Here is a 6462-nt window from a genome sequence, read left to right as displayed (position 1 = left end):
CTGGGACGATTTGCAAACCGTTACAAGAAGTTATTCGGCGAGCTACCCTCGCAAACCCTGACAAGGAATCTGTAATTACCTGCTTGTGTCTTCACTGCAGGATTGCAGACTAGGTGGCAGTGAGATCGGATCGATGTTCTCCACATGGAAATGTTACGCATGACCCGAAACAGGCCATAATCACTATTTGCTATCGCTAACGGGCATCAGCGATTTGCGGATTCTGCATAGATTTCTTATCTGATCTGTCCTTACACTAATTTGGCCGATACGGCTAACTTGATTTCACGGGGAGACAGAAATGAACCATTACATTAAAGGTGGCTACAAGGCATTTGCCTTGGTCGGAGTGTTTAGCGTCTTGTCGGTGTTCAACATGGCCTTAGCTGATTCGGGAGCCGCACTTACCCAACAAGTCCAGGCCGCGATCACACCAGACAAGGCACTCGAGATGCTCAAGCAGGGTAACGCGCGCTTCGTCAGCGGTGAAGCGATCAAGTACGACCGTCTTGCCCGCGTCAAACAGACCGCCGAGGGCCAATTCCCGTTTGCCGCCATAGTGAGTTGCCTCGACTCGCGCATCCCGCCGGCGATCGTCTTTGATCGAGGCATAGGCGATCTCTTTGTGGCACGCGTCGCCGGAAACTTTGTCAACGACGACATTCTCGGCAGCCTTGAGTTCGCAACAAAGCTTGCCGGCGCAAAGCTCATTGTTGTGATGGGGCACACCGAGTGCGGTGCGGTGAAAGGTGCCTGCGATTCGGCACAACTTGGTCTGTTGACCAGTACGCTGGCGAACATCAATCCAGCCGTCAAAGCGGTAACGGGAGACTTTACTCCCAGAAGCTCACAGAACGCGGCTTTCGTTCAGGCAGTTGCTGATATGAATGTTCAGCTCACCATGCAAAAGCTGCGTGATCGAAGTGTCGTACTGCGCGAAATGATTGATTCAGGCCAGATCCACCTGGTCGGCGCCATGTACGACGTTGCCTCAGGCAAGGTGAAGTTCTACAAGTGAGCCCGCTCGGCCTTGAAGATTGGTCTGGAAGTGGAGCGCGAGATCGGCGTGAATCTGTTAAACGCTGACCAGCATAGCCAGATTTGTTATTTCATTTGAAACCAGATACGGAGTTAATAACATGAAAAATATTGCAGCATCGATCATCGCTATAGTGTCCGTTCTTATACCTGCCATCATCCAGGCCGACACCATCGAGCTCTATGACGGCCGATTGCTAGAAGGTGACTTCATTGGCAGCAGCAACGGCATCATTATGTTCGACACAGGTGGTGGCATCGAAGCCTTCCCGGAGAGCAAGGTGGTCGGTATCTACCTGAGCGAAGGCGTCAAGACCAAGCAGGAAATGGGGAAAGCAAGTATCACGGTCCCTAAAGGAACACGACTGGTCATCCGTACCTCGGATGCGATCAATTCCAGCCGTCACGGCGCTGGCCATCGCTTTACAGGACAGCTCGAGGGTGCGCTGGTTGTAGACGGCACAACAGTGGCCCCGCGTGGCGCCATCGTGCATGGTCAGATCACACAGGCTGGTAGTTCTCGTCGACTGGCTGGTAGAGCAGAGCTCGCGATCACGTTCACAGATATCGTTATTGATGATCAACTGAAGCCAATCACCACGACAGGATTAGCTGCACAGTCTGGTAACGAAGCCGCTAATACTGTCGGCCGCACTGCGCGGGCAGCTGCAATCGGTGGCCTTATAGGCGGCAGCGATGGTGCTCGCACTGGTGCCCGTGTCGGCGCAGGGGCATCGATCCTGACAGGTGGTACAAGCCTCAGTGTACCTGCCGGCACCATACTGGAAACAACACTCGACGCACCATTGAAAGTCAATAGATAGCCAATCGTGCTCGTAACGAGTCGGCTATTATTCACCGAAGGTCATTGAGTTTACGTTACTGATTGGCGCGCGCAGCACGCTTCTTGCGTTGCTGCGCAATCCGGCGCTAACTCAGGTAGTAGTTGTAGATATTATCGACATACTGCACTGTTTCTTTGTCCCCATAACTCTGCCAAATGCTGATCGGTTATTATCATCCCAATTTGACTGGCTTGTACAAGTTCAAAAATCTCATCGGTTTCTAACATCTCATTGATGGGCTCAAGGGGAAGAATTTTGTAAGATGACACAAATCAAACAAGCATAAATTATACGAATTAGATTAAAATACATGCACAAGCGCATTGCTCCAGCAACTCATATAGTGCGTATGGTTTTATTCAATACCTAACTAAACTACTCAGATAACTGGAGCAGACCTCCAAAAACATGAATCCTGTTTTTACACTACGAACCTTAAATAAGAACATACGATGAAGCAGAACAAAGTATCGAATAAGCTGGTAAAAAAACTAATTTTTATCAGTGTCACAATTGCGTTAATGACAGCATTAACGCTATATCTCGCGTTTGCATTTTCGCCAGAACAGGAAAAAGAACTGCGCCAGAACTGGCGCAACAGCGTTGAAAATACTTTTCCAAAACAGGCGGCGGAAATCGCGAGCTCTTTTGGCCTGTCTTTCTATGGCCCGAAACAGGAACAATCACCCAACAAAGATCCAGAAGCACCTCACGTTGTATTGATTCACGGCCTGGATGATCCTGGGAAGGTATGGATGAATCTCGCGCCAGCACTGACAAAAAATAATATGACTGTTCTGGAATTGCGTTATCCCAATGATCAACCCATAGTCGATTCGGCACGGTTTTTTTATGAAGAACTAAAACAACTGCGTGAGCTTGGTATTAATCGCATTGCAATCGTTGGACACAGTATGGGTGGTCTGGTCTCGCGGGAAATGTTGACCAATCCGCAGATCAATTACAGGCAGCACGCAGACAACGGATTGGTACCGAAAGTTGGCGCATTAATCATGGTGGGAACACCGAATCATGGTTCGGAACTGGCCCGGTTTCGCCTGCTGGCGGAAATGCGTGACCAGTGGATGAGTATGGTAAAAGGTCAGGGGCATATTTTACGCGGCATATTGGATGGTGCCGGCGAAGCTAAAATTGATCTACTCCCCAATAGCCAGTTTCTACAAACGCTTAACTCGCGCCCCCATCCCGAAGGTGTCGATATGCTGGTTATTGCCGGCATCGCCAGCCCGTGGGATGACAAAGATATCAGCCGGTTTATAACCTCTGTTCAAAAAAACAATTCACTCATAGAAATGAAAAAGATGACAGACTTCGAAGTGTTTTTAAAATCGATGACCAACGGCCTGGGCGACGGTGTCGTTACCGTTGATTCCACACGCCTTGCCGGAGTCGATCATCAAACCGTAAGTGGAACCCATTTATCCATGATTCGTAACGTCAGTGAAAAAAGCACCCGCACGCCACCTTCTGTTCCCCTGATAACCGAACGCCTTGATGAACTATTTTCTAAACCATAGTTAATTATTTGCTGGCCCGATATGCAACTGACATCCCTGGAAAAAACAGTACCGAATTAACGCTTAAACATTTAAGAAGGATAAAACGGAAAGATCATCGGTGCCACCGCTATGGTGGCAAGATAGGTCAGAAACAACAACGGCACACCGACTTTAATAAAGTCGACGAATTTATAGCGGCCAGGATCAACCACCAGGGTTACCACTGGTGTTGATACAGGTGTTGAATAGGCAGCCGATGCGGCGATCAGTACTGCGACTGCAAAGGGATACGGTGAAGCATCGATTGCGCCGGCTACAACTATTGCAACGGGTGCCACTAGCACGGCGGAAGCCGTGTTGGACAACACCAATCCCAGAATAGCCGTTAGGAAAAAGATAACGCTAAGCAACATATAAGGTCCTGAATCGCCCATTGCGGACATCAGCGCATCCACCACTATTTTTGTACCACCGGTTTTATTTAACGCATCCGCGAGCGGCAGCATGCCCGCAATGAGCACCAGGCTACTCCAGTGGATGGATCGGTACGCATCTTCCATGGTAAGACAACGAGTAAATATCGCCGCAAGAGTCGCCAGTAGCACAGAGGTCACCAATGGCACTACATCAAAGATCGTCAGCAAAACCATCGTCACCAGTATGCTGAGTGCCACTGGCATTTTACGATAGGATGGTACGATATCAGCCTGTTCGGCAGGGACCTCGAGCACAACAAAATCGTGAGCCCGCGACTGCAATTGAAGAATTTGTGACCAGGGGCCTATCACAAGCAGGCTATCGGCTGAGTGCAATTTAACATCTTTAAAATCAGCAACAGGTTCCTTCTTACGACGTATTCCTACCACATGGACACCATACCTGGACCTGAACTCCGCTTCGCGCAATGATTTGCCTATCAAACTCGACTCAGGATGTATTAAGACGCTCACTGCACCGAGTTCCCAAAGCCAGCGCTGTCTGTTCTGCTTGGTTGGAGGTATCATCGTTAATGAATCTTCTGCAATCAGTTGGTCAATCGCATCCGGCTTGCCTACCACTAGCAGTACATCTTGCGCCTTAAGTTCGGTACTGGGAGAAGGAGACGCGATCCGTTCTTCACCGCGAGAAACAGGACGCATTACGCCAATGACACGCACTTTAAAGCGAGTTTCAAGTTCTGTTTCCGCGATAGTTTTACCTGCTAAAGAAGAATTATTATCGATTCGCAGGTTTTCGTATTTTTCGTCGATCCGATAATCATCCCAGAGTTCTTCAATGGGCCGGCTACTCTTGCCACTGCCCGGCACGACAGCCTCACCAGGCAGTAGTCGCCGACCGACTAACAACACGTACGCAATAGCTACTACCAATATCGCAAGGCCAACCACCGTAAAACTGAAGAATCCAAAACCTTCGAATCCCGCACCTTTAAGCTCTTCATGCACGACGATGTTTGGCGTGGTCGCAATTAAAGTCAGCATGCCACTAATTAGTGCGGCATAAGACATAGGCATCAACATGCGGGACGAATTAAGGTTAGTTTCTGCAGCAATACGTAATACGATGGGAATAAAAATAGCAACCACGGCTGTCGAGCTCATGACTGAACCCAGCACCCCGGCACCGAACATAATAAGAATTAACAGCCGTGTCTCATTATTTCCACCCTTTTTGAGAATCCAGTCACCTACGGCACTGGCCACACCCGTGCGAGCCAGCATTTCACCAATAACCAGCAATCCGGCGACCAGGATAACCACTGAACTTCCGAATCCAGTTAACGCTTCGCCTACCGTCAATACGCCGCTGAGCATCAACGCCAGCACAACGAGTAAAGCAACAATGTCAAAACGCACCCGGTTGCTGGCCATGAGTGCAGCGGCAACCAGGATCACTGCAAAAACAAACGCTATTTCATTGGTCATTAATTGATACCTGTTGTAATTAATTTGACACAGTAACTATGCCTGTGGATGTGGGCACTAAAAATAAATCTTAGTATACCCGAGTAAACCCAGAATGCGTGAGTCGAACTCACCGCGTAAATTATCACTCTGAGCCCGGATATTAGAATCTACCGTGTTAATACCCAGCCCAAATCCAACATGCTTGAACGTACTATGCTCTAACAGTAACTGGAAATCCTGCTGACTGCCTTTGTAGTCACCCACTTGCAGCATGAATAGCTCGTACCTGAAGATACACTGTAACTTTTCGGTAAAATTCCACCTGCTGCCAAACACGAGGGTGGGCAGTGGTACTAAACCATCCCCTTCTATACGATCTTGCTCACTGAAGTTGGCCAAATCCGCCTGATACTCGATTTCTAAATCAAGGTTTCGAATATTCAAACCTGCTCCGATAAACATTTCGTATTTGCGTTTGTTGAGGAAGGAGTAGGCATAACCAAGTTTAAGCAGATCATAATTCCATTGGGTACTAATGCGCGCGTCCTTGGGAATAACAATCCCCCCCTCCGGATCATCGGGATCACCAATAATATATTCTTGCGTGGCGATCGCTGTACCATTTCGCCGACTGCGGTAGTAAGTCCAGTCTATGCGATGCCGTTTATTAAAGCGGTAAAAACCATCAAGCCGCACCACAGTTTCACTGGAGTCGACGTTGAAATTCTCCTCCAGGTCGATGAGGGTGCCAATAGGAAACTGATTGGAATCTAGTCGTACTGTGGTATCAAAGCGGTCAATGAGAAAACCGCCAATACGCAACTTGAATCGTTCAGGAGGCGGATGATCATCGTATCGGTCATCTGCGTATGCATGCAAAAACGCGCTGGAGCCTAAAACGGATAAAGTAATGATCAGAAGCAGTTTCTTCATAACCGTATTTTACTATCAGTGCTTAATCTCCAGGTGTTATATTTATTTGGCCAATTACACTACAGATCATCGGCTGTCATTCGTTAATACCTAAAAGCATCGAAGTTTGTGAAACTTGCTTTTGTTTAGCTTGCTTTTTGTCGCGCGCGAGACGATAGGCGATGTAATATTTGTATATATTGCCAACGTATTGCACTGTCTCCCGCCCTATTCGTTTCG

At 48.3% G+C, this 6462-nt stretch carries 5 protein-coding genes; 3 read left to right on the top strand and 2 right to left on the bottom strand.

All coding sequences use genetic code 11. The features are described 5' to 3' along the window. Positions 1-301 precede the first annotated feature (301 nt). The 3 genes from ACWVCM_RS08190 to ACWVCM_RS08180 all read left to right on the top strand — a co-directional run bounded on the left by ACWVCM_RS08190 (position 302) and on the right by ACWVCM_RS08180 (position 3421). Positions 302-1018, top strand: a complete 717-nt coding sequence (locus ACWVCM_RS08190; protein WP_455201245.1) for a carbonic anhydrase family protein — start codon at positions 302-304, stop codon at positions 1016-1018. A gap of 256 nt (positions 1019-1274) precedes the next feature. Continuing rightward, positions 1275-1862 (top strand): hypothetical protein, encoded by a 588-nt coding sequence (locus ACWVCM_RS08185; protein ID WP_455201244.1) that lies wholly within the window; start codon positions 1275-1277, stop codon positions 1860-1862. A gap of 473 nt (positions 1863-2335) precedes the next feature. Next, on the top strand, positions 2336-3421 hold the full coding sequence (locus ACWVCM_RS08180) for an esterase/lipase family protein (RefSeq protein WP_455201243.1): 1086 nt from the start codon (positions 2336-2338) through the stop codon (positions 3419-3421). A gap of 71 nt (positions 3422-3492) precedes the next feature. On the opposite strand, the gene ACWVCM_RS08175 is transcribed toward ACWVCM_RS08180, so the two are convergent. Both ACWVCM_RS08175 and ACWVCM_RS08170 read right to left on the bottom strand, forming a co-directional pair. Continuing rightward, complete coding sequence (locus tag ACWVCM_RS08175; protein WP_455201242.1) at positions 3493-5328, bottom strand: SLC13 family permease; 1836 nt, start codon at positions 5326-5328, stop codon at positions 3493-3495. Between the two features lie 57 nt (positions 5329-5385). Further along, complete coding sequence (locus ACWVCM_RS08170; protein WP_455201241.1) at positions 5386-6243, bottom strand: hypothetical protein; 858 nt, start codon at positions 6241-6243, stop codon at positions 5386-5388. Between the last annotated feature and the right edge of the window lie 219 nt (positions 6244-6462).

The sequence above is a fragment of the Kaarinaea lacus genome (genome assembly GCF_975902315.1).
The sequence above is the reverse complement of the archived record's forward strand: the minus strand, read 5'-3'. Positions and strand labels throughout refer to the sequence as shown.